The sequence below is a fragment of the Ignavibacteria bacterium genome, from assembly GCA_017302895.1.
Taxonomy (GTDB): Bacteria; Bacteroidota; Ignavibacteria; order Ignavibacteriales; family Ignavibacteriaceae; genus UTCHB3.
This window is the reverse complement of record JAFLBV010000001.1, coordinates 111,740-135,366: the sequence shown is the minus strand read 5'-3', so window position 1 is coordinate 135,366 and position 23,627 is coordinate 111,740. Positions and strand designations below refer to the sequence as shown.

The window sequence follows — 23,627 nt, the reverse complement described above, 5'->3', positions numbered from 1 at the left end:
TATTAACCAACACTGCCTTCGAGGCTGATGCTTAAAAGTTTGGTTGCTTCGACTGCGAATTCCATCGGGAGTTCTTTGAAGACTTCCTTGCAGTAACCGTTAACTATCATGCTGACCGCATCTTCGGTCGAGAGTCCCCTTTGGTTGAGGTAGAATATCTGGTCGGCACCGATTTTTGAGGTTGTTGCTTCATGTTCAACAGTAGCCGTCGGATTGCTTACTTCAAGATAAGGGAAGGTGTGTGCACCGCATTTATCGCCGATGAGGAGTGAATCGCACTGGGAGAAATTTCGGGCGCCATCCGCTTTTTTACCGATTCTTACGAGACCTCTGTAGGAATTGTTGCTGAATCCGGCGGAGATACCTTTGCTTACGATGTTGCTTTTGGTGTTTTTACCGATGTGAATCATTTTCGTGCCGGTGTCTGCCTGCTGCATGTTGTTTGTGACTGCAACGGAGTAGAATTCACCGACGGAATTATCGCCCGAGAGGATACAGCTTGGATATTTCCATGTGATGGCAGAACCTGTTTCGACCTGTGTCCAGGAGATTTTTGAGTTGACTCCTTTGCAGAGTCCCCTTTTGGTTACAAAGTTGTAGATGCCGCCTTTGCCGTTTTTGTCGCCGGCGTACCAGTTTTGTATCGTTGAATATTTTATCTGTGCGTTATCCATTGCCACCAGTTCAACCACTGCGGCATGTAGCTGGTTTTCGTCTCTCATTGGGGCGGTACAGCCTTCAAGGTAGCTAACATAGGAGTATTCATCTGCGACGATGAGGGTTCTTTCGAACTGGCCTGTGTTGGCAGCGTTTATCCTGAAGTAGGTTGAGAGTTCCATCGGGCATCTGACGCCTTTAGGGATGTAAACAAAGGAACCATCGCTGAAAACAGCGGAATTGAGAGCCGAGTAATAGTTATCGGCAGCGGGGACCACGGAACCGAGATATTTTCTCACCAGATCGCCGTGTTCTCTTATCGCTTCAGACATTGAGCAAAAGATAATGCCGAGCTCGTTCAATTTTGCTTTGTAGGTGGTGGCAACCGAGACGGAGTCGAATACTGCATCGACTGCTACATTTGCCAACACTTTCTGTTCTTCGAGAGGGATTCCGAGTTTCGCAAAAGCGCTGAGGATTTCAGGATCCACTTCATCCAGGCTGTTAAGTTTTTTCTTCTGCTTCGGAGCGGAATAGTAGCTTATCTCCTGAAAATCAACGGGTGGATAGTGGACATTGGGCCATTTCGGCTCTTCAAGTTTCAGCCAGTGTCTGTATGATTTCAGTCGCCACTCGAGCATCCATTCGGGTTCTTCCTTTTTTGCGGAGAGTGCCCGGATAACATTTTCGTCTAACCCCGGAGGAAATGTGTCGGCATCGATATCAGTTACAAATCCGTATTTGTACTCCTGATTCGCTAATTGCTCTATCTCATTTATCTCGGTATTGCTCATTAAAAGTCCTTGTTTCAAAAAAAATTAAATTCGATATATAAACTTATCGAATCTGTACAAAAAAGTCAAGATTAATTACAAAATAGTAACAAGATGAGATTGTATTCAGTTCCAAAGCATGTATTAGAAACCGCAGAGGCCGCAAAGATCGCAAAGAAGGCTATAAACCACAGAGCACACAGAGAACACAGAGGGTTTTTTTTGAAACCGCAAAGGACGCAAAGATCGCAAAGAGGGCTATAAACCACAGAGAACATAGAGAACACAGAGGGTTTTTTTTTGAAACCGGAAAGGTCGCAAAGAAGAGCCCTTGCGGCGATATATGGGTAGAAACCCTAAGACCATAATTAAGAAAGCCCTCTGGGCGACATGTGTGTAGAAATATTTAAAATCAGAAAAAGGAGCGACAATCGTCTCGATTGTCCAATCGACCAATCTCCATTCCACCGACGGAGATGATATCGATTAGAGATTTTGACCCCGGATGGGGTCATGTGTGGGTAGAGATGAATAACGAATGAATGATTTGGCCCCGGCAGGGGTCATGTGTGGGTAGAGATGAATAACGAATGAATGATTTGGCCCCGGATGGGGTCTTGTGTGGGTAGAGATGAATAACGAATGAATGATTTGGCCCCGCAAGGGGTCATGTATGGGTAGAGATGAATAACGAATGAATGATTTGGCCCCGGATGGGGTCTTGTGTGGGTAGAGAAACGAAAATATTGCCGAATTGCGTTTATAACCCGCAGAAAAGCATGACTTTTTGTGGATTATAACCACAAAAAGTTAAAAATGTAAGAGTAAAAGTGTTGAACCTCCGGGTACAAATTTCCTCGGAATTCATTCGGAGTGGTAAAGATTTGATTATCCGGTTTGAATTTTATTCTGAAATCGAATATATTTTTTGTCTGAATCAGGAATTGCAGGATTTAAGGATTTTCAGGATTCGCTCTTGTGGATTCCAGCCCTCTGGGCGAAATATGTGTAGAAAACCAGTCAACCCCCGTTCATAAAGAGCCCTCGTGGCGACATGTGGATAGAAAATAATCGATACAATCCCCGAACTTTTCACCAAGACAATCGAGATGTTTGTCGCTCCTTTTCCGAGGGATGGAGTTTCTACCTTTATTTCAAGATCAGGACATCCAGGATTCTGCGGTTTTGATGTGGGTGGCGAGTTTTTCTTTATCCATTTTTTGGAGGAGGTTGGTTACCATGCCCATGCGGGGGTTGAGTTTGAGGATTTCGAGATGTTTGTGGATGAAGTTCCAATAGAGGGAATCCCAGAGGGGGCACCAGTTTTCTTTTGGGTAGTTGCTCATTTTGAGGATGTAGTTTGAGCCGGAGATGTAGGGTTTGGATGTGATCAGTCCCCCGTCGGCGTATTGGGACATGCCATAGATATTGGGGACCATGACCCAGTCGTAGGAATCGATGTAGAGTTCCATGAACCATTTGTAAACGGCATCGGGATGGAAACCTGACAGGAGCATGAAATTTCCAAGTATCATCAATCTTTCGATGTGGTGGGTGTAGCCATGTTTCAGGAGCTTCTTGATGGAATCATCTACCGGGGTTATTCCTGTTGTACCCGTGTAGAATGATTCGGGAATTGGTGCGGTGTGTCCGAAGAAATTGGAATTTCGTTGCTGTGTCCCTTTAATCAGGTAGATGCCACGGATGAATTCCCTCCAGCCGATTATTTGACGAATGAATCCCTCGAGGGAGTTGAGGGGGATTTTGAGTTCGGGTGCCCTTTCAAGAATTTCATTTACCACAAATTGGGGAATCAGCAGTCCGATATTTAGCACGGGGCTCAGTACAGAATGGTAAAGCCAAGTTTCATTGGAATGGATTGCGTCTTCGTAGATTCCGAAATTTTGAGCCCGTTGTTCGAGGAAGTTAGAGAACGCGGTTCGTGCATCGTGGAAGGTCACAAGATAAGAGAAGTCAGAAGTGTCGCCCGGATTGTTGGGGAAATGGTGATTCACATAAGTTGTTGCTTCGGTGACATATTTGTTTGTTGGAAAGGAAGCGGGTTTTGGGGGTGTCAGTCCCGCGGGCAGTTTTTTCCTGTTGTCTTCATCGAAGCTCCACTTCCCGCCGACGGGCTCGTTGTTAGTAACAAGAATGTCGAGTCGTTTTCTCTGTTTTTGGTAGAATCCCGCCATGAGGTAATGTTTTTTGTCCCCAAGAAGGTTCTTAATTTCATTTTCGTCAGAAAGAAAGAGAGGAGAAGGAATTGTTTTGAGCTCCATTCCGTGTAGATCGCAATATCTTCGTACCCGCCGTTCGAGCAGATAATCGTTGAATTCGTAAGTGATGATTTGCTTCACTTCATCGGTTGCGAGTCGAGTGAAGAGTTGTGAGAGTTTTGGAATTGTCGCAGTTTCGAAATATTCGGCGTTTATTTCGTTTGCATTGAGAAAGTCGTGATAGAATTTCATGGAAGCGCGGTGCAGAAGGAGTATCTTTTTGTGGAACTTGTACTGACGAAAGAAGAGAAGGTCTTCGAAGAGTATAGCTCTCGCGTTGCGGAGTTCATCGGGGATTTGTTCGAAGAGCTGGTTTGGGAAAATGAGGAATGTTTTCATGTGAGAGGAACAGATGAGGTGGGTGTTTTGGTTCCTTTCCTACCTCACCCCCGACCCCTCTCCTAAAAGGCGAGGGGAGGATTGGTTGGGATTTGTTGCCTTATTCTACCCATACATGACCCCATCCGGGGCCAAAATTTCCCATCCGTGAAATCCGTGTTACCATCTCTACCCATACATGACCCCATCCGGGGCCAAAATCTTCTCGGCGTTCATCCGTTTAATCCGCGTGCATCTGCGTCCTCTACCCATACATGACCCCTTCCGGGGCCAAATCATTCATTGGTTTACATCTCTACCCATACATGACCTCTACCCATACATGACCCCTTGCGGGGCCAAAATCTTCTCCTTGGCGGTTTACACGCGCAAAAATAAAAAAAGAGCAATCGTTTTGAGATTGCTCTTTTGGGATGATAAGTGTTTTCCCGAAGGTGTGTACAGGGAAGCGATATCTATTTGATATTTTCTTCGATAGTGTACCAGGGATCGATATATTTGATGTCGGAGGCAACTTTCCCGGGGTAAAAGGTAAGTTTGCCGTTGTCGTTGAAGACTACGAATGTGAGCCTGTGAGCCCAATTGCCGCCTTCACCGACGATTTTGGCTACGACATTGTATGAATTGGTAACATCGGGTGACGGATAAGATCTTTCGATGATGAATGTTTTTGGGAAGTAAGTATTTACCGAGAACTCTGCAGCATTGATACCGGCTGCCTTGATGTATGACGGTGAAATGAAATCCATTAATGTTGCAGGTTTGTTGCCGCCTGTCATGATCTGGAGGAATTCAGTAACTTTCGCTACCGATTTTCCCTGCAGGTCACCACTGCTCTCCTGTGTTGAACCACATCCTGCAAAGAAGATAATTACTGCTGCGAGTCCTAACAATGATATTGTTTTTCTCATTTGGCTACCTCATTCTTGTGTTTTTGATTGATTAAAATTATTTATCACGAAACTGCATTTCGTAAAGTTTTTTATAGAGTCCGCCCTGTTCGAGGAGTGAATTGTGAGTACCAGTCTGCACAACTTTCCCTGCCTGAAGGACGAGGATTTTATCGGCATTTTGAATAGTGGAAAGGCGATGAGCGATAACCACTACAGTTCTGCTGGTCATAAGATTATCGAGTGCTTCCTGCACAAGTTTTTCCGATTCGTTGTCGAGAGCGCTGGTTGCTTCATCGAAAATCATAATGTCGGGGTTTTTCAACAGTGCCCTGGCGATTGCAATTCTTTGCCGTTGACCACCTGAGAGCTTCACGCCCCTCTCCCCAATTTCCGTGTCGTATCCATTGGGCATATCGGAGATAAAATTGTGAGCATTGGCAATTTTAGCCGCTTCGTAAATTTTTTCTTCGCTGAAGTTTTTGCTTCCGTAGCAGATATTGTTTTTAATGGAGTCGTTGAAAAGGATTATTTCCTGAGTAACGATTCCAATAAATTTCCGCAGGTCCTCCATCTTGACATCACGGATATCGTGACCGTCAAATTTTATTGCGCCGGAAGTGACATCATAAAATCTTGGTATCAGATCGACAAGTGTTGACTTACCTCCACCGCTGGGACCGACGAGTGCCACCACTTCCCCTTTTTTGATGGTAAAATTGATATCCTCGAGCACCATTTCCCCGGGTTCATCGGGATACGCGAATCCGACATTTTCGAATGTAATATCGGAATTAAACTCTTTTACTTCTGTTGCGTCAGGTTTGTTCACGATATCGGGATTTGTATCTATGATATCGAAAATTCTTGCACCCGCAGCGGAGGATTCCTGAATTCTGTTGTTTACGCTGCTGAGTTCCTTGATGGGAGGAATCAACTGAAAAATTGCGAAGAGGAAGCCGAGAAATTCGCTCGCCTTAATCTGGTTTGTGCTTAAAACAAGTGTTCCGCCATAATAAATGATGACAACACCTACCATTACGCTAAGGGTTTCGCTGATTGGAGAGGATAAATTTCTGATCCTGGTAATTCTAAGGACCATTCTGAGATAGCCTTCGGTCTCTTTTCTGAATTTGTCATTTTCGTATTTTTCGGTGCCAAATGCCTTCACAATCTTCACACCCGAGATGGTTTCCTGGATCACGCTGGTGATGTCTGCAATTTTTTCCTGAATCTGGGTGCTGTACTTCCGGAGTTTAATTCCGATCCACGATATGATTCCCGCACTGAAAGGAAGTGTAATCAGAGAAATAAGAGTGAGCTGCCAGCTTATGCTTATAGCAATTCCAAGAAAGACGATTATTGAGAGAGGCTCTCTTATAAGATTAAGAAATGTAGCTGAGACGCTGTTTTGAACCGCGGTAACATCATTCACGATGATTGAGATCAGGTTCCCAACTCTTTCACTTTTAAAGTAACTGATTGGCAGGCGGTGTAACTGCTCGTAGGCGTCATCCCTGAGATCTCTTACAATTCCCTGTTCAACAAAATTGAGGAAGTATGCCTGCATGTAACCGGCGACATTTTTCAGGATAAAAGCGAGAAAAATTATAACACATATTTTAAACAAAGCATCTGTTTTCCCACCCGAGAAGATGAAACTCTGAAACCATGCCGAGGCAGATTCCTTGAATGAGACTATAAAATCAGGGAGAAACGATGAACCGGTATTTTGAGTCGTGCTTCCGGCAACTGATGTTGTGGACTGAGAAGCGTTGAAGAGAGTATCGAGCAACGGAATTGAGAGATAGACCGAGGCACCATTAAGCAATGCATAGATTATGGTGCAAAATATTGAAAGAAGGAGGAATTTCCAGTATTTGGACGAGTATTTCAGAAGACGGTAGTAGGTGCTCACAACTGACTTTAATAAAATGGTAAAAAGCGGATACTGCAGCCATTTTTCATTTTTATTCTGCGAATATCGGTTAATTTTTTCAAATTATAAACTCTAACGACTCTGATTTGATTTTCAAGATCATCGAAAATGAGGAGGTCTTTTTTGACAGCAAAATTCCGGTAGCCTTGACCCGAGAATTTAGCGACATAGTCCATTTTTTTAAGTGAATAGACCATCAGAGTGGAAGAAGTGTCGCTGTCGGTTTTATGCACATCGAGATTTGAAGTAAGCAGGATTAGAGTCTCTTTGTCGGGAGTCCAGTAGATTCTGTCAACATTCTGGTCAGTTGAAAGGATCATTTTTCCGACAGTGTCTTTAGCATCGGAAAGAAAAATCTGATTCGATTTCCCTTTTACCACCGAGACCACCCTTGTACTGTCGGGAGAGACATTGTTGACTTTGATGGCAGGAACCTCGGGAATTTCCCCCTGCATCAATTCATACTTCTCCTTGGCTTTATCGACAATTCTTCCGGTGCTGTCGATAATATAGTTGTCCTTGTAAATTCTTTGATTAACGAGTTCAAGGTGATAGAGCACAAGATTGAGGGTATTGCCATCCAGAATATTTGCGAAAATCTTAGAGACTTTGTGAGAACCGAGGATGTTCCTGATGCCACTCGAATTATGGCTGAATACTCTGATGCTGTCGATGTAGCCTTCGATCTTGTTGTAACTGTTTCCAGTGATGAAAAAGTAATTTCCCCTTTCCCCTGTACCTGTAATAAGAAAAGGAGTATAGGCAACCAAAGGAGCAAAAACAACAGTTTCGCCGGACTCAAGATCGTGGACAAAAACTTTTTTTCCCGTTCCGTCATCGCCCACAACAGGAATCGACTCCTCTTCAAGGAGGGGTGAAACCGGTTCTTCTTCCTTGCAGGAGAAGAAGAAGGAGGCAAGAACGAGGATTGAGAGAGCAAGAGAAAGTTTTTTCATTTATTAAAAATTTGTTGACAGATAAGGTCTTCGCAGTTGATTTTTAGCTTAAAAAGTGAAATTCTTTCATACAAACATAACAATTCCACCTTAAAAATCCCGAACTGATTACGGGGTCACCCCCTTGGGTGGAACTGGTGCACCACTTCTCTTATGTAAGTAATGTCGATGTGAGTATAAATCTGGGTGACTGAGATGTCGGTGTGCCCGAGCATTTCCTGCACAGCTCTGATGTTTGCTCCCCCTTCGATAAGGTGAGTAGCGAAGGAATGACGGAATATGTGGGGATAGACTCTTTTTGAGAGGCCTGCAAGTTCGGCATACTCCTTGATGATTTTCCAGATACCCATTCTGGTGAGAGCACCTCCGAGTTTGGAATTGAGAAAAAGGTATGTTCCACTGCCGGGTTTCGCGAGCACCGTTCTGCCGAGGAGCAGATATTTTTTAAGGGCCTCCAAAGCAGGAGTTCCGATAGGGACGAACCTCTCCTTACTCCCCTTCCCTAAGACTCTTATCATTTCCTCATCGAAGAAGATGTCGCTCTTTTTCATTCCGGCAAGTTCCGAGACTCTGATTCCGCAGGCATATAAAACTTCGATGATAGCCCTGTCCCTCAAGCCGGTGGGGGTTTCTTCGTCAGTCTGTGCGATTAAGAGTTCTATTTCCTGAGGAGATAGAACTTCGGGGAGTTTTCTTTTAATTCGTGGTGGTTTCAGTCTGGACAGGGGGCTTTTTTTGATATACTCGGAGACGACGAGGAATGAGAAAAAACCTTTTAGAGAAGAGTGAAATCGTGCGAGGGACAAACCTGAGAGTCCCGAAGCAGTAAGTGATGCAAAAAATTCCCTTGCGTGATCGGCAGTAATTTCCGAAAGGTCGCCGATATTTTCCTCTCTGACGAAGTCGAGAAAGGAGTTTATATCCCGCTTGTAAGCTTCAAGGGAGTTGGCGGCGAGATTTCGTTCAACTCTCAGTTCTGTGAGATAGTCAGCGAGGAACTGATCGAGATAATCTCGTTTATGAGCTTTTTTCAAGTTTTTCCTGCTCAGGATATCTCATCCTGGCGTGTTTGGTAGTCATCAGGGTGTTGAAGAAGACTTTCTTTATTTCCTCAACCTCGGAGAGAGTAACAGCAGCTTCATCGAGCTCTTTTTCCTGCAGAGTCTGATTTATCAGATTATTGATAAGATTCTCGAGAGTCTGTGGATCAGGCGTTGAGATACTTCGTGAAGCGGATTCGCATTTGTCAGCGAGCATGAGAATAGCCTGTTCGCGGGTGTGTGGTTTGGGACCGAGGTACCTGTAGTCGTCTTTGTTGACATTTTCCTTGCCGTATTTGTGGACGGCTTTGTCGTAGAAAATTCTGATGAGCCCTTTGCCGTGATGGGTCGGGATAAACTCGATAATTTCCTGCGGCAGGTTGTGTTTTCGTCCGAGTTCCATCCCCTGCAGGACATGTTCTCTGATAACTTTAACACTGGTTTCGGGCGAAAGTTCATTGTGGGGGTTGTGTCCATCCCCCTGATTTTCGATAAAATAGTAAGGTGAGATCATCTTACCGATGTCGTGATAGAGAGCGCCGACACTTACAAGGAGTGTATCTGCTCCGATTCTTTCAGCGGCGCTTTCTGCCAGTCGAGCAACCGCCTGTGAGTGGTAAAAAGTACCCGGTGAGGCATGATTCAATTCTTTGAGAAGAGGGTGATCGGTACTTGAAAGTTCAACGAGTGTAAGATCTGTTGTAATTTTGAATGTCCGTTCAAAGAACCTCAAGAGGGTGTAAGTGAGCATCGGGCAGACGAGAGCATTGATTCCGGAGTAGAGAATATCGTTCAGGAGTTTTGACCAGTTGCTGAGACTTTCAAACGAGAGGAAGACATTTCCTGCGAGATAACCGAGAAAGATGTAGATCATTGCACGGTAGATCTGCTGCCTGTTTTTTATATCTCTGACGGAATAAACAGCAAACGAACCCGCTATTACATTGAGAACCACGAGGGAATAGTCGTTACCCCTGAGACCGGCACTAATCAGTGAAATAACCAGAGTTGAATAAAGACCTACTCTCGAATCGAACATTATAGTCGTGAGAAGAGAGATGGTCGGGATGATAATAAGCAATTGCTGTGAGCTGCCTACATTAATGGAGTTTATGTAAAAAGTAAGAAAGGAAATCGCAAGAAAAAGAACGGAAAAAACAGTAAGCTTTGCATTATCTTCAAAAATGGTTTTCCGGAAATTGAAAAGGAAGGCTCCCAGGAGGAGGAGTAGAACAGCAATGTGGAGAAACTTTCCTGTAAATTGTCTTATTTTTTCCAGAGGATTTAGATCTTCAACCCGGGCGGTTTTATAGGAGTCGAGTTTAACCTTAATTTCAGGAGTAATTCTCTCGTGTTTGCCAACAATTCTCTCGTTGAGAACAACAATTCCCGAGTTTCTGCTTACCCTGTTTTTGGCAATTTCGGTGTACTCGCGGGTCAGTTCACTGCTGTAAACGAGGCTGGGAATGAACAGCGCGAGAGCTATTTCATCGAAAGCGGCACTTTTCACCGAATCCTTGAACGATTCGAATACCTTTCGGGTGATCAGGGTTTTGGCACCCTTGTAGTCGATAAAATCGAGTTTCTTTTTGTGATCCTGAAAGTTACCTTTCCTGATAGCGAGAGTGTCTTTAGATATCTGATCGTGATCGAGGCTCAGGGTTCCGACAGCGGAAGTTTTAAGAAGAATTTCCTCGATGATGTCGAGTGAAGCGTAGAGGTCTGATGCCTTGTTCCCGGTGGAGTCGACGAAACTTTTTAAGAAATTCCGGGTTTGATCGGTAAATTTGGAAACACGGGGATCTGACTCGAAAAGGGAGGGATTTACAAAAGCCCGTTCGAGAGCCTTGCGAAGTGATTTAACCGTATCCTTTGTCAGGCTGTCGGAGGGAATAAGAACAAAAACCTGCAATACAGATTTTATTGCACTGTCGACTTCGGCAGCATAGACTTTGTCATCCTTGAGAATGGGAAAACTTTTATCGGCAATCAAATCTTCATTGAGCCAGATATTCCCGACAGCCGACTGCACATCGACCACCTCTGCTTTTGGGAAAAGCATTGCTATAACAACAGATGTAATCACCCAAAGTAAAATTTTTACACGGGTGCTCGATTTAATTTTTTCGTAAGTCACAAAAGATTTTATTTCTGTTTGTAAATTCTTTCGAGAAGTTCGCCTACACCATCTTCGTCGTTACTGAATTCCAGTTTGAGATCGGAGAGATACTTTATCTCCGGAACTGCATTGGTCAGTGAAACCTTAAGAGCTTTGGTTTTGAAAAGCGCCACATCGTTGTACCAGTCGCCAATAACAATGGTGTCTTTTATTGAGATACCAAGTTTTTTGTTGAGATATGTAAGAGCAGAAGCCTTGGATACATCATCTTTTTTAACTTCGAGATAATACTGATAATGGGACTGGCTTTTCGAATAAGTCAATTTAAGACCAAACGAGTACGGGAAAGAGAAATGTTTTTTGATCTCCTGAAAAGAATGGCGATTTTCGCCGACATAGACGAGCTCAATAACTTCGTCAGAGATGTTTTTATAGTCGTCGACGCACCTGAAGCGGGCACCAAATCTGTCAATCAGTTGAAGTGTTGCTTCGTTATGTTCGGTGTAAAGGACTTCGGAATCGGTGCACATAACCATTTTCACAAGATGCTTCTCAGAAAGCTCGATCCCCTTTTTCACTTTGGAATCTTTGAGACAAATCTTTCTGAGAACCCTGCCTGATGGATATTCCATGATGACTGCACCGTCTGAACAGATCATAATACCTTCAAGGTTCATTTCTTTGGCATAACCTTCAAGAGCCGTGCTCATCCTTCCGCTGGCGAAAGTGACCAAAATCCCTTTTTCTTTTAATAGTTTCGAATATTTTAGACTCTTTTCACCGATTGAACCGTCACTTCTGAGTAAAGTGCCGTCAAGGTCGAGTAAAACGAGTTTTATATTACTTAAATTCATTAAGTCCTGTTTTCTGTTGACGAGAACATTTTATTTAGGGCGAAGACCACTCCACCGATTGCAAATATAATAAAAATTGAGTAAATAAGCGTATTAGCCAGATCACCAAAAATCAAACTTCCGCTTCCAAAGAGGAGGGAGTAGATAAGAACGACACCTGCGAACCAGCCGAGGAACTGATATTTAAGCACGCCTTTTTCGAGAGGAAGGCCGCTTTTAAGTCTGACGGGTTCCCACAACTTGCCTCCCGGTCTGATTTTTTTATAGAAACTGAGGAGTATTTCATCTGGCTCGGGCTTAGTCAGGAAAGTAACCGTGAGCCAGACCAAAGTGGTTCCGATGACCAGGACATAGAGGCTGTCGGGGAAAGGAATTCCGAGATACCTGACAACGGGAAGGAGAATAAAAGGAGCAGCCATCCCGGAGATTTCGCTCCAGGCGTTAATTCTCCACCAGTACCACCGCATGATGAGTACAAGTCCCAACCCGGCACCACACTCGATAATAAACTCCCATGCACCTGATATTCTGTCGATATAGAGAGTGACGACAGCCGAGACGAGCATGAGCAGAATGGTTACAAATTTTGATGCGAAGACATACTGTTTTTCAGTTTTGCCCGGTTTCATGAATCTTCGATAGAGGTCGTTGACCAGGTATGATGTTCCCCAGTTGAGTTGGGTAGCGACCGTACTCATGTAGGCGGCAAAAAAGGCAGCGAGCATAAGCCCCTTGAGACCTGCAGGCATAAAATCGTTGATCAGATTGATATAGCCGAGTTTTGAAGTTTCGCTCGTGAGTTCGGGATATAGTACAACTGATGCGAGAGCCGCAAGGATCCATGGCCAAGGACGAAGTGCATAATGAGCACCCTGGAAAAAGAGAGTCGCCAGAATGGAGTGTTTTTCATTTTTGGCGGACATCATTCTTTGGGCTACATATCCCCCGCCGCCGGGTTCGGATCCCGGATACCAGGAAGCCCACCATTGGATGCCGATGAAAGCAAAAAACGAGAAGAGCGTGAGGGAGAAGACCCTTCCCCCTGTTTCAGGTGAAGATGCGAGATTCGGGAAGAACTCGAATGCCTGGGAAGGGAGTTTTTCCTTTAATCCGCTGATTCCACCAATTTGTTCGGAGCTGATAACAATAACTGCAAGCACGATGCAAGCGGTCATTGCGAGAATAAATTGAAACGCATCGGTAACGACCACACCCCACAAGCCTGAGAGAGCGGAATAAACAGCCACGAGTCCCATGCACAGGAAGACATAGATAATGACATCCTCTTTTGGAATTCCAAAAATGCCAGTCAGGACTGCGATCATGGCGCTGTTGACCCAGCCGATTATGATGACATTCATAAACAAACCGAGATAAATGGATTTGAAGCCTCTGAGGAATTTTGCAGGTTTTCCCGCATATCTGATTTCAGCAAACTCAACTTCGGTAAGAATGCCCGCCCTTCTCCAGAGCTTTGCAAAGAAAAAGACGGTGAGAATGCCGCCAAAGGCGAAGTTCCACCAAACCCAGTTTCCCGAGATACCGTTGTTCCATACAAGTTCGGTGACAGCGAGGGGTGTATCTGCAGCAAAGGTGGTAGCAACCATGGAGAGGCCTGCGAGGTACCAGGGGAGATTTCTTCCTGAGAGGAAAAATTCTTCACTGTTTTTGCTGCCTCTTTTGGAGTAAATGAGTGCTATACCAAGACTTACAACAAAATAGAGTCCAATTATTAACCAGTCTATCAGTTCCATTTGTCAACCTGTAAAGAGTGAAAAAGTTTTATGAGCTTGAGTGTCATTCGGGTAAGGTTTTCTTCCGTAAAAGGGAGGAGATTCCGCCTGCGATGAGACAAACAGAAACGCCGGTGAGTGTAAACCAGGTCCATGCGTAAAGTTTCAAAGAGACAATAATGGTCATTGCGGCGATTGAAACGAGAAAACCCGTGATGGCATCGCGCTGGTCAGCCCGTTTGTTTACAATTCCGAGAAGGAAGGTACCAAGCAGTCCGCCAAAGGTGAAGGATGCGATGCTCAGCGCCACTTCCACAGCTGCACCTTTTATCTCCATAAAGAAAAAAGCTGAAACAGCAAGAACCCCCGCCCAGACTATTATGAGTCTCTTGGAGAGTTTTAACTGCTGTTCTTCGGAAAGTTTATTTTTGCCAAATATACTTGAAATATCATAAAAAGAGGAGGAAGCGAGCGAGCTGACAGAACCTGCCAAAGTGGAGAGAGCTGCTGCCATAAGACCCGCCACAAGTATCCCCTTTACACCCATTGGAAGATCGTGAATAATAAAATATGGAAAGACCTCGTCGGGTTTGGCGAACTGTCTTCCCTCGAAAAAGATATAGAGGAGAATTCCGAGGAAGAGAAACAGAGCAAACTGAAAAACAATAATGACACCACTCATGATGACAGATTTTTGTGCACTTTTCAGGTCGCCGGTTGCAAGGAGTCTTTGAACAACGAGCTGGTCAGTTCCATGCGATGCCATCGATAAAAATGCACCTCCCGTTAGTCCGGCAAGGAGTGTATATGGCGTTTGGAAAAATTCGCTAATACTTTTACCAAATCCCAAATTGAAGACATCGAGCTTTTGTGAGAGTGTGTCGGCGGAAAGTCTTGTAAAAAGGTCTCCGGGAATTACATAATAAAGGAAGATACATGAAATTATAGCCCCGCCGATATAGATAAACATCTGAATTGCATCCACCCAAATAACACCCCGCAATCCGCCAGTGTATGTGTAAACGAGTGTAACAGCCACGATGATAAGGATCGCAAATGGATAGTCGATATTGAGGAGGAGTTTTACGGGTATTGCGGTGGCAAACAGTCTGACTCCATCACCTGCAACCCGGGTAAAAATGAAAACAATTGAGGCTGTGGTTCTGGTTTTTTTTCCAAATCTTTCTTCAAGAAAGGCGTAAGCAGTCGAGAGTTCCCCCTTGAAGTAGAGAGGAAGCAGAAGCCGGGCCACGATAATTCTGCCGATGAGATAGCCAAGAGTGACCTGCAGGAAATTGAGATTTGTGAGGTATGCAACACCGGGAATTGAAATAAAAGTGAGGGTGCTGGTTTCGGCTGCCACTATGGAAAATGTTGCGAGCCACCAGTTTACTTTTTTATCACCGAGGAAATAGTCTTTTACACTTTTCTGCTCACCACCGATAAATCTACCCCAAAGTGCGGCAAAAATGAGGTAAACAACAACAATTGCATAATCGATAAAGGAAAAAGAGTTCAATACATGTCTCCCGGGCAACTATGGTGTGCCGGATTTTAGCCCGTCAGTGAATCAATTTGAGATCGCTCAAAGCTTCGTCAATGGTTTTGCTGAGAGTAAGCACCCGGTCGAGTTTCGTCACTTCAATTAAATTGAGTATCTTTTTTGACGGACAGACAATACGAAGCCCGCCATGAACAGAACTTATCAACCGGTTGGCAACCAGAAGGGTACTAAGCCCGCTGCTGTCGCAACTTTCGACATCGGAAAGATCTATAACCAGTTTTCTAACATTCATGTTTTTCACAAGGTTAGTAAACTCACCTTTTACGAGACCCGAGATATTGGCATCGAGTCGTCGTTCACTCAATTTTACAACTGAAACCTGGTCGATATGACTGATTGCAAAATTCATAGGCAGATTAGTATTCAAATTTCATGGTGAACAAAAAAGGTAAATAACATCTTACAAACATATTACAAAATATCGGCAGAAGAAAGTTTTTGGAGAAATTCTTCTTCGTCCATAATTTTTACCCCGAGTTTTTGAGCCTTGTCAAGTTTGGAACCCGCACTCTCGCCCGCAATTACGAAATCGGTGTTTTTACTGACGCTTGAGGTGGTTTTGCCACCGAGAGAGGCGATTTTTTCGGCTGCATCTTCCCTTTTCATTTGTGAAAGAGTACCCGTGAGGACAAAAGATTTCCCTTTGAAGAAGTTTTCGCTTACTTCGGCTCTTTTTTCCGATTCGAAAGTAAGTCCGGCATCCTTCAGAGTTTGAATCAGGTGGCGGTTATGCTCATCGGCAAAAAATCTTTTCACGCTTGCGGCTATGGATTCACCAATTTCATAAACTTCGGTGATCTCTTCGATGGAAGCATTTGCCAGATTATCCATACTTTGGAAGTGATCCGCCAGTTTTTTAGCAGCACCTGCTCCCACATATCTGATTCCGATGGCAAAAAGAACTTTGTGAAAAGGTCTGGTTTTGCTTGCTTCGATGGCATTAAGGAGGTTGTCGATGCTTTTGTCACCAAACCTGTCCATCATCTTAAGTTCAAGCTCGCGTGTGTGAAGAGAGTAGATATCGGCATAAGTTTTCAAGTATCCCAGTTCGACAAAAAGGTCGATGATAGAGGTACCGAGTCCTTCGATATCCATCGCACCGCGGGAAGCGAAGTGCTCGATGCGCCCCTTTATTTGTGCGGCACATTCGCTGTTTTCGCAATAGAATGCCACTTCATTTTCAGGACGGTAAACACCCGAACCGCATACCGGGCAGCTTGTCGGGGGCTGCTCTTCCGGAGAACCGGTGAGTCTTTCCTCGATAACCACAGAGACGACTTTGGGAATGACATCACCTCCCTTTTCGATGATTACGGTGTCTCCCCTTCTGATATCTTTTTTCTGAATTTCATCAAAATTGTGAAGTGTAGCCCTGCTAATGGTGGAGCCGGCGAGAAAAACGGGTTCGAGCTCGGCGACGGGAGTGATTGCACCTGTACGCCCCACCTGCCAGGTGATGTCGTTTAATTTTGTTTTTGCCTGTTTGGCTTTGAATTTAAAGGCACAAGCCCAACGGGGAGATTTTGCGATACTACCGAGAATTTCCTGATGGCGGAAGGAGTTTATTTTTATAACCACTCCATCCACTTCGTAAGGGAGGTCTTCCCTGATCTCTTCGAGTTTGTGGCAGTATTCCAGCACTTCGGAGATTGAATTGCAGAGTTTGAAGTGTTTATTTACGCGAAAACCGAGTTTTTGGAGATATTCGAGATTCTCAAACTGGGTTTTATTCGGGTTGCTGTCACTTAAAAAGTAATAGGTAAAGATGGAAAGAGGGCGTTTTGCTGATTCTGCAGGATTAAGGAGTTTTAAGGTACCAGACGCCAGATTTCGCGGATTTGCAAAGGTTTTTTCCCCTTTTCGTGCCCGTTCTTCGTTTAAACGGTTGAAAACAGCTTTTTCCATATAGACTTCGCCGCGGACCTCGAAATGAGCCACGGTTTCCGGTTGAAGGAGTGAAACATCCACGGAAAGGGGTATCGACCTGATGGTTTTTACATTTCCGGTGACATCTTCACCCGTAACGCCGTCACCGCGGGTGGCACCTGTGACGAGGTAGCCGTTTTCGTAGTGGAGGCTGACAGAAAGCCCGTCAATTTTATATTCTACAACATATTCAATCGTTTCACCGGGAGGGAGGCCTTCCCTTACCCTGCGGTCGAAATCGAAGAGTTCGCCTTCGTTGTAGGTGTTGGCAAGGCTGAGCATCGGATATTTATGAGGGACAGGCTTGAAATCATTTTCGAGATCGCTGCCTACCCTTTTTGTCGGGCTGTCGGCTAATACAAATTCAGGAAATTCCTTTTCGAGCAGTTCCAGCTCTTTATAGAGCATGTCGTATTCGAGATCGGTAATCTCCGGATCAGAGAGGACATAGTATCTGTGATCGTGATACTTTATCTCGTCACTTAGTTTTTGTATCCTTTTTTCTGGGTTTTTTGGTGTCATTTTTGGCAGCCGTTTTAGTTATCAGACCATTTTTACCGATATTAAAGACCTGAACTCCTTTTTTCTTGGGGAGTTCGAGAGGTTTGTCATTCAGAATGACAGAGAGCAGAGCTGAATTTTCAACCCGCAGATCGATCTGTTTGCTCGCATTCAGCGTTTTTGGCACAGCGGGTTCGAGTGTATATTTCAGAGTGTCGTGTTTGTCGATGACCGCTCTGATTTTAGTGGTGTCTTTGGTATTGATCACGATTATAACTGTATCGGCATCAGGCGGCAGTTTTGTTTCGGGAAGTGCTGCGCCTTCGAATTTATTTTTTGAGGTGTCCTTCACACCATTGAGGAGTTCGTCGACCTGACGGTTGTCAGTGGTAATTTCCTTGCTCCCTGATTTTCCGGCGAAGATGGCATAGAGAATGACAGCAAGAAGTATAATTACTCCGCCGATTGCAAAATAACCCTTTTTGGTAGCGAGAAGCCGTTTGAAATAATTTTTGTCATGATTCGACATGAAGGCAAGAAGCCAGTCCCTGATTTTCTGCTGAAAATCAACTTTGGGAGCCGCGGGGGTCTGATTGACATACTGAGGTTCCTCGACAGGATCGTTGTATAACGAATCTTTTTTTGGTGGAGGAGGCGGCTGTGGAGTGGGTACCACAGGCGGTGGTGCGACTACGGGCTTTTGATGCTTTGTTTCTGGTTCCTTACGGAGACCTTTGTAGGCTTCCATCACTTCATCAGCATCGAGATGAAGGACCACGGCATACTCTTTAAGGAATGATTTCACATAGACTTCCGCGAGGAAAGTGAAATCGCCCTGTTCCATTTTGTCAATAAACTTTGCGTCAATTCTTATCGAATTGGCAGCTTCCTTAACCTCGAGTCCCAATCGCTCTCTGGCGATTTTTAACTGTTCACCTAATTCCTGGTGGGTCATATAAATCCTCTAACTATTCTTTTCTTATTAACCTTGCAGAGAATGCACCGTCCATCTTGTCCCTGTGAGGCAGAGACTGGATGCACCCATTCTCATCAACAATTCTTTTATCAACGAAGTTTGACGCATCATCGAGCGCGAAGTTCGGATTTTCGAGAAGGAACTTCGTGATGATCTCATAATTTTCTTCGGGTTCGATGGTACAGGTACTGTAAACCACGGCACCACCCGGTTTTACCATCTCACTCGCCTTTTGAAGCAGATCGGACTGTAGCGGAGTGAGCTTTTTGATATCCAACAGGTCTCTCTTCCATTTGATATCAGGTTTTTTTGAGAGAGTCCCCAATCCCGAGCAAGGGGCATCGAGCAGAACGCGATCGAAAAGTTCATCCTCATATTCGAGGGCGTCGGCGGTGACGAATTTAACGATCGAGATGCCAAGACGATCGAGATTTGCCTGCATAAGTTTTACTCGGCTTTCGAACTTGTCGAGAGAAACTATTTCGCCTGAATTGTTCATCAAATCTGCGATGTAAGCACTTTTGCCTCCCGGAGCCGCACACATATCGAGCACTCTCATGCCGGGTTTCACATCCAAAAGGAGACACGGCATTCCGGTGCTTTCATCCTGAATTGCAAAATACCCTTCGGCGAAGTATTGCCAGCTTTGGATATTCGTAAGAATCTGGAGGCGATAGAAATCCTTGCTGAAACTGCCGATTGCGTACTTTAGATTAACGGACTGAAGAAGTGACTCAAATTCCTGCCTGTCGACTTTGAGCTGATTTATTCTCAGGGTCAGCACGGGTCTCTCGTTATTGGCATTCATGAGGGCTTCCACATTTTCACGCCCGTATCTTTCAACCCATCTTTTCGCAAGCCATGTGGGATGCGAATAGTATGCTGCAAGATAGCTGATCAGGTTTTCGTTGGGATCAGGGTAGCGAAGTCCGTTTTTTGATCTGATTATATTCCTTAAGACTGCATTTGTGATGTCAGCAGGTTTTTGCCCCTGAAGTTTTTTCACAAAATCGACCGCCTCATTGACGATGGCATACTCGGGAATTTTGTCGAGAAACATGACCTGATAGAGAGCCACACGAAGAGCATTTTTCAGGACAGGAATCGCCTTGGAGAACTGACCTTTGTAGAACCCGCTAAGGATCCAGTCGAGCCTCCCCATCCACCTGACAACACCGTGAACCAGTTCATATAGCAAAGCCTTGTCCTGCCCTGAAAGATCGGTGTGCTTCATTTCGTGGTCGAGCAACTTGTCGAGATAAGAGTCTGTTCTCTCGATCCTGTCAAGAATTTTGACCGCAGTTCCTCTTACACCCGTATAAAGATCTTTCACTCTGTGTTCTTCTATTTGCATTTTGTTACTGATTCATGTTTCATTGTTTTTACTTCCCGGAAATTATTTCCACTCCAACAGCTCATAGTTCATAGATCATAGTTCATAGCTAGTACGGGAATCCCATCTTTCTTCTCTGTTTGTGAGTAAGATCGAAGACTTTTCTGAAGAGTTTTTCTTCCGTTTCGGAAATAACCCTGTTTCTTCTTTGTACCACCCTTTTGGCGGTTTCGAGGCTTTTTTCGATATCGTAGGTGGTCATCATGTCTGCACCTCCCCAGGAGAAGCTCGGGATATATTTCGCCGGGAACCCTGCACCAAAGATGTTGCTTGAGAAACCGACTACCGTGCCGGTATTGAACATGGTATTGATAGCCGTTTTTGAGTGATCACCCATAATCAGACCGAGGAACTGCTGTCCGCTGTCGACCTGCTCACCATTTACCATTATTTTTACGGTACCGTAGTTGTTTTTAAGATCACTGTTGTTGGTATCAGCGCCGATGTTTACCCAACTTCCGATATAGGCATGGCCCATGAATCCGGAGTGTTGCTTGTTGGAATAGGGTGAAATGATACTTCCTTCAATCTCACCTCCGACTTTGCAGACCTTACCAACTGTAACACCGTGATAAATTGAGGCGCATGGCTTAACTTTTGTTCCGCGACCTATACAAACAGGACCTTCGATAACTGCATTTGGATAAACGATGGCATCAGCATTGATGAAGACGGGTCCGTCTGTGGCATCAATTACCGCACCGGGCATAATCCTGGCAGTTTCGTGGATGTAGATATTTTCCCTTGCGAGAAGAACGGCACCATCGTAAACCGTACCTCTCACTCTCGTTTTCTCAGGGATATTATTAATTTCCATATAAGCAAAGAAATCGTTAACGATCTCTTTTGGATTTGCATGGATAAGATCCCATATGTAGGTGGCATATTTTACATCCACCTGTTCAACGGGAATGCCGTCAAAATTGGAGAGGGTGATCAGATCATCCAAGCCCTCTTTTACGCTTTCAAGCTTTTTTCCGGAAACTTTCGCTGCGATAATCGTTTCACCGTTTAGATAGAGTCTGTCGCCCGGAGCGTCAATTTTCACTATTTTGGCGATATCAGGGGGAGCGATTACCCTTCCGTTGATGAACAGACATTCGTCATGTTCAATTTCGTTAACCTTGAAAGTCGGGTTCTTCAAACCGATGAACGCCTTAAGATAGCCTCTGGTATGGAAGACTATGTCGACTCCCGGAAAAGCCCTTTTTACTTTGTCCCGAAGTGTATGAATCCCACAAAACAGGTTGTAAGTGGGCCTTGTGAGGATCATTGGTTCAAAATGATCGAAATAGATATCCTCAAAAAGACAAATCTGCATTTTGTTACTCTACTAAAAGATTCTAATGATAATGCAATATAAATAAATAGAGAGAAAGAGTTTAGTGGTAAAACAAAAAAAGCTATCCCGAATTTTCAGGATAGCTTAATTCAAAAACCTAAACGGGCTTAGTTCCCTGGTTTTGAGTACTTTCTCATAAACTTCTCTACTCTACCGGCGGTATCAAGAAGTTTCTGCTTACCGGTAAAGAACGGATGTGAACCACTGGAAATCTCAAGCCTAACTAGCGGATAAGTATTTCCATCTTCCCATACGATCGTTTCAGTGGCTTTTATAGTTGATTTCGACAAAACTGCGAACTCACATGAAAAGTCTTTGAAAACTACCGGCCTATAGTGAGGATGAATGCCTTTTTTCATTTTACTCGTGCTTTTAGTTAACGAATTTTACTAAACAGACATGCAATATAAGTAATTTTTCGTTTGTGATAAAATACTTTCTCAACTATCATCTCCCGATTTTTTCTTCAGATCTACTCCGAATGCGGGAGCGACATAATCAGAAGGGAGATAATCAGTGGGAATTGTTGTCATATTGCCGTCGCGAGCTGCCCGATAGTGAGGAGACATGATTTCCACGCCCGACTCATTGAAGCTGTCCTGAATATTTTGGTGCAGATCGGAATAAATTTTTGCCTGTAGTGCCGACTCCCTAGTGAAGGCGTTCAGTTCGTAACTGACATAGAAATCATCCAGACTCGTTTGCAGAACGAACGGTTTTGGTTCGGCGAGCAACATTTCAGTTCGCTTTGCGGCCTCCAAAAGCATCTCATGGACTTTTCGCCAGGGCACATCATACCCGATTGTTACGGTAGTCTTGATTATCAAGCCGTTAATTCTTGCCTCAATTGAGTAATTTATCGTGTTTGAATTCATAATGGTGGCATTAGGAATTGTAATGATTTCATTGTAGCGGGTGCGCACACGGGTAACAAGGAGCGTTTTCTCGACGATATCCCCGAGAGTGTCCCCTATTTTTACCCTGTCACCCAGTTGGAAAGCTCTCATATAAGTCAGTACAGTTCCGGCAATAATATTCGAAAGTGACCCGGCGGAAGAAAGTGTGAACATGAAACCCAGGAACACCGAAACCCCCTGAAACACCGGTGAGTCGGAGCCGGGAAGGTATGGAAAGATTACTATCACAGCAAATGCCATAACAAGAATTCGCACAATGTTGTAAGTCGGTTGTGCCCAGTCGGGATAGAACCCAGGTATTTTCAGTCTTTCCGATTCAATCTCAGTTGTCAGATATCGTATTGCTTTCAGAATATATCTGAAAACGATTAAAATAACGAGAATCGTGAAAAGATTTGGCAAAAATTCGATGAAAGCTGAGACGATTTTTTTTAGAGGATTCAGAATAAAGCCAAGAAAAACGGTGGCCAGATTCTCGGTCCAAGGGAATATATAAAATATGAGAGGAAGTGCAAGGTAAACAATCAGAAGAATGATGACCAGCCTAACAATGTTTGAGATAAAAAAGAATATCTCTATCTGTTTGTTTGCAGACACAAATTCGTAGTCTTTGAAGCTGAATCCTTTGAATAATTTATTCCGGTTTGACAAAATTTTAAGTTTGAAAAACCTGTATCCCTTGTTCATGAATTTTATAATCAGAACCATTGCTATCAGAATAAGGAGAGCAAAAACAGCCTTCAATGCAAGAGTTTGAAGATTTGTGGAATCCTTGTATTTCGTGACGGATGAAACAATTCTTTCACGGTACCGTTTGGCGAGTTCGCTTTTTGTTGTTCCCATCCACAGGGCATCTTTGTCTGTTACACTAAGGATGATGATATCGCCATACATCAAATCGATGTGAGTTTCACCGGGAAAGAGTTTGATGGAATCAGGTGAAAAAAAGTAATCACCGGCAAGTTTTTCAATTTTTTCGGAGTTCGACTTTGCTCTTGTTTCTGCAGAAAATGAGCCAATATTGGTATAAACTACAAGGATGGTGTCTCCCAAGGGAGCAACGGGATGACCTTTGGAGACGGCTTTTAAGGAGTCCACCTGCCTCTGCAGAATTTCCTTTTTCTTTATCTCAGCAGCTTTGAGAACCTCAAGCTCCTTTAGTAACTCAGCTTTTTTTAGATTATCGGTGGTTTTAAGACTTAAAAGCTCCGCCTCAATTTTGATTTTGTAAAGCGAGTCGGCAACTCTCACAGAATCGAGGCGAAGTAGCAACTCGGTTCCGTTTCCGGATTGGGTCGTGTCTTTCAGAGGCTGCTGAGCGAATATTGGTGATAAAAAACCGGTAACAGAGAGAGCCACCAACGATGTGATATAAAAGTTTCTGAAATATTTTGAGATCATCGGTACCTCTTTTGTTAAAGGATTATTC

17 protein-coding genes are annotated in these 23,627 nt (G+C 44.1%); all 17 read right to left on the bottom strand.

Annotation, left to right across the window (positions count from 1 at the left end; translation table 11 throughout):
- Positions 1 to 2 precede the first annotated feature (2 nt).
- Entirely contained in the window at positions 3 to 1,451 is a 1,449-nt protein-coding gene (sufB, locus tag J0L60_00510; protein MBN8544587.1) for a Fe-S cluster assembly protein SufB, read from the bottom strand.
- A gap of 1,139 nt (positions 1,452 to 2,590) precedes the next feature.
- A complete protein-coding gene (locus tag J0L60_00505; GenBank protein MBN8544586.1) occupies positions 2,591 to 4,048 on the bottom strand; it encodes a cryptochrome/photolyase family protein in 1,458 nt (485 codons plus the stop codon).
- 455 nt (positions 4,049 to 4,503) lie between these two features.
- Positions 4,504 to 4,959, bottom strand: coding sequence for a hypothetical protein (locus J0L60_00500; protein ID MBN8544585.1), 456 nt, complete (start codon positions 4,957 to 4,959; stop codon positions 4,504 to 4,506).
- Positions 4,960 to 4,996: 37 nt separating this feature from the next.
- A complete protein-coding gene (locus J0L60_00495) occupies positions 4,997 to 6,856 on the bottom strand; it encodes an ABC transporter ATP-binding protein (GenBank protein ID MBN8544584.1) in 1,860 nt (619 codons plus the stop codon).
- 8 nt (positions 6,857 to 6,864) lie between these two features.
- The gene (locus J0L60_00490; GenBank protein ID MBN8544583.1) at positions 6,865 to 7,833 is read right to left on the bottom strand and encodes a hypothetical protein; all 969 of its coding nucleotides are present in this window, start codon (positions 7,831 to 7,833) and stop codon (positions 6,865 to 6,867) included.
- A gap of 116 nt (positions 7,834 to 7,949) precedes the next feature.
- Complete coding sequence (gene xerD / locus J0L60_00485; GenBank protein ID MBN8544582.1) at positions 7,950 to 8,867, bottom strand: site-specific tyrosine recombinase XerD; 918 nt, start codon at positions 8,865 to 8,867, stop codon at positions 7,950 to 7,952.
- Positions 8,851 to 11,010, bottom strand: a complete 2,160-nt coding sequence (locus J0L60_00480) for an HDIG domain-containing protein (GenBank protein MBN8544581.1) — start codon at positions 11,008 to 11,010, stop codon at positions 8,851 to 8,853. The genes xerD and J0L60_00480 overlap by 17 nt, the downstream gene beginning before the upstream one ends.
- Positions 11,011 to 11,018: 8 nt before the next feature.
- Positions 11,019 to 11,846, bottom strand: coding sequence for a Cof-type HAD-IIB family hydrolase (locus J0L60_00475; protein MBN8544580.1), 828 nt, complete (start codon positions 11,844 to 11,846; stop codon positions 11,019 to 11,021).
- Positions 11,846 to 13,600 carry a Na+:solute symporter gene (locus J0L60_00470; GenBank protein ID MBN8544579.1) on the bottom strand — a complete coding sequence of 585 codons (1,755 nt, stop codon included), beginning with the start codon at positions 13,598 to 13,600 and terminating at the stop codon, positions 11,846 to 11,848. Before J0L60_00470 ends, J0L60_00475 begins: the two co-directional genes overlap by 1 nt.
- 43 nt (positions 13,601 to 13,643) lie before the next feature.
- Complete coding sequence (locus J0L60_00465) at positions 13,644 to 15,098, bottom strand: sodium:solute symporter (protein MBN8544578.1); 1,455 nt, start codon at positions 15,096 to 15,098, stop codon at positions 13,644 to 13,646.
- Positions 15,099 to 15,141: 43 nt separating this feature from the next.
- Positions 15,142 to 15,492, bottom strand: coding sequence for an STAS domain-containing protein (locus J0L60_00460; protein MBN8544577.1), 351 nt, complete (start codon positions 15,490 to 15,492; stop codon positions 15,142 to 15,144).
- A 62-nt stretch (positions 15,493 to 15,554) separates the two neighbouring features.
- A complete protein-coding gene (gene ligA / locus J0L60_00455) occupies positions 15,555 to 17,591 on the bottom strand; it encodes an NAD-dependent DNA ligase LigA (protein ID MBN8544576.1) in 2,037 nt (678 codons plus the stop codon).
- Positions 17,548 to 18,525, bottom strand: coding sequence for a helix-turn-helix domain-containing protein (locus tag J0L60_00450; protein ID MBN8544575.1), 978 nt, complete (start codon positions 18,523 to 18,525; stop codon positions 17,548 to 17,550). The genes ligA and J0L60_00450 overlap by 44 nt, the downstream gene beginning before the upstream one ends.
- Positions 18,526 to 18,538: 13 nt before the next feature.
- Positions 18,539 to 19,900, bottom strand: coding sequence for a 16S rRNA (cytosine(967)-C(5))-methyltransferase RsmB (gene rsmB / locus J0L60_00445; protein ID MBN8544574.1), 1,362 nt, complete (start codon positions 19,898 to 19,900; stop codon positions 18,539 to 18,541).
- Positions 19,901 to 19,988: 88 nt separating this feature from the next.
- The gene (locus J0L60_00440; GenBank protein MBN8544573.1) at positions 19,989 to 21,260 is read right to left on the bottom strand and encodes a GlmU family protein; all 1,272 of its coding nucleotides are present in this window, start codon (positions 21,258 to 21,260) and stop codon (positions 19,989 to 19,991) included.
- A gap of 128 nt (positions 21,261 to 21,388) precedes the next feature.
- Positions 21,389 to 21,640 carry a type B 50S ribosomal protein L31 gene (locus J0L60_00435; protein MBN8544572.1) on the bottom strand — a complete coding sequence of 84 codons (252 nt, stop codon included), beginning with the start codon at positions 21,638 to 21,640 and terminating at the stop codon, positions 21,389 to 21,391.
- Between the two features lie 81 nt (positions 21,641 to 21,721).
- Complete coding sequence (locus J0L60_00430; protein ID MBN8544571.1) at positions 21,722 to 23,599, bottom strand: mechanosensitive ion channel; 1,878 nt, start codon at positions 23,597 to 23,599, stop codon at positions 21,722 to 21,724.
- Positions 23,600 to 23,627: the final 28 nt, after the last annotated feature.